This window comes from Vibrio sp. Vb1574, from assembly GCF_033338675.1.
Map to the genome: position 1 here is coordinate 1 of NZ_JAWOTC010000155.1, position 1580 is coordinate 1580.

1 protein-coding gene and 1 pseudogene are annotated in these 1580 nt (G+C 48.4%); both read left to right on the forward strand.

Annotated features, from left to right (window positions below):
- Positions 1-1068: pseudogene (gene vmeB / locus R7O12_RS24360) on the forward strand (multidrug efflux RND transporter permease subunit VmeB); the annotation flags it as partial.
- Positions 1069-1269: 201 nt separating this feature from the next.
- Positions 1270-1580: MarR family winged helix-turn-helix transcriptional regulator (locus tag R7O12_RS24365; protein ID WP_318126608.1), on the forward strand; the 311-nt coding region annotated here is incomplete at its 3' end.

A 1580-nucleotide genomic window follows, 5' to 3' on the forward strand; every position in this document is an offset into this window, starting at 1 on the left:
CAATTACTGGGAATGGCAGCGCAGAATCCAAAACTAGTTGGTGTTCGTCCGAATGGCCAATCTGATGCGCCAATGTACCAAGTGCATGTAGATCACGTTAAATTGCGCGCGCTGGATGTCAGCATCAACGACGTGAACCAAATCCTATCCGCCGCTTGGGGTGGTGCGTACATCAACGACTACATTGACCGTGGTCGCGTTAAAAAAGTGATGGTGCAAAGTGATGCAGAGTTCCGTATGCAGCCAGAAGATTTTAACTCGTGGTATGTACGTAATGCGCAAGGTGAAATGGTGCCGTTCTCGGCGTTTGCAAGTGGTGAATGGACGTATGGTTCACCGCAGCTTCAACGCTTTAATGGCCTGGCCGCAATGAACATTCAAGGTGGCGCTGCTCCAGGTGTCAGTACGGGTGAAGCAATGGCTGAGATTGAAGCGATGGTTGAGCAGTTACCAGAAGGCTTTACGGTGAACTGGAACGGCATCTCTTATTAAGAGCGTTTGTCTGGCAACCAAGCTCCAATGTTGTATGCGTTGTCCATTTTGGTCGTGTTCCTAGTACTTGCTGCGTTGTATGAAAGCTGGTCTGTACCGCTTGCGGTCGTGTTGGTTGTACCTTTGGGCGTATTAGGCGCTGTGCTCGCAGTACTTGGTCGTGGAATGGACAACGACGTGTTCTTCCAAGTGAGTTTGTTAACCACCGTGGGTTTGGCAACGAAAAACGCGATTTTGATCGTTGAGTTCGCGAAAGAATATTACGAGAAAGGTGCAGGTCTGATTGAAGCTACACTGCACGCGGTGCGTGTACGTCTTCGTCCAATCATCATGACGTCCTTGGCGTTTGGCTTGGGTGTGGTTCCGTTGGCAATCAGTGCTGGCGTGGGCTCTGCTGGTCAAAACGCGGTAGGTACTGGTGTGCTTGGCGGCATGATCAGTGCGACCTTGCTTGGCATCTTCTTTGTTCCGGTGTTCTTTGTTGTGGTAGAGCGTTTGTTTGATCGCCGTGCCCAAAAAGAAGCGCAGAAAGAGCGATCTCAGGAACTCGCTCCAGCAACGGAAAAGTCGGAGTAAGACTTCGTAAGCTTAACTGAGTTATACTAATAACAATAAACATAATAAAAGGGCGCGTAAGCGCTCTTTGTTTATGCTTTCAACTCGATGGCTTAATACGTCACCGATTTTGAATGAAGCCTAGGAAGAGCGATCTCGTTTCGAATTCCTCATAAAAAGGTCAGAAAGCATAACATGAAGCCATAAGTTAAATAGGCGGCTATGAAAGAGCAAAAAATTTCACCTATCTCCGTTTTGGATCAAAGCCCAATGTTTGTCTCTGGGGTGATGCAACGGATGTATCGCAACCGAGCACAGGCAGAGTTATGTCGTCAAAATCAGATGACCTTAGAGATGGCCAGTGCGTTGGCAGCGTTAGAAGAGTTTCAGCCCATGAGTCAACAAGCGTTAGCCGATGCCGTTTTGACCGAACGAAGCGTTGCAAAGCGCATGGTCGATAACTTGGAAAAACGTGGTTTTGTGTGCGTTTCGAAGAGTGAGGCGAACCAACGACTGAAAATGCTCAGTTTGAC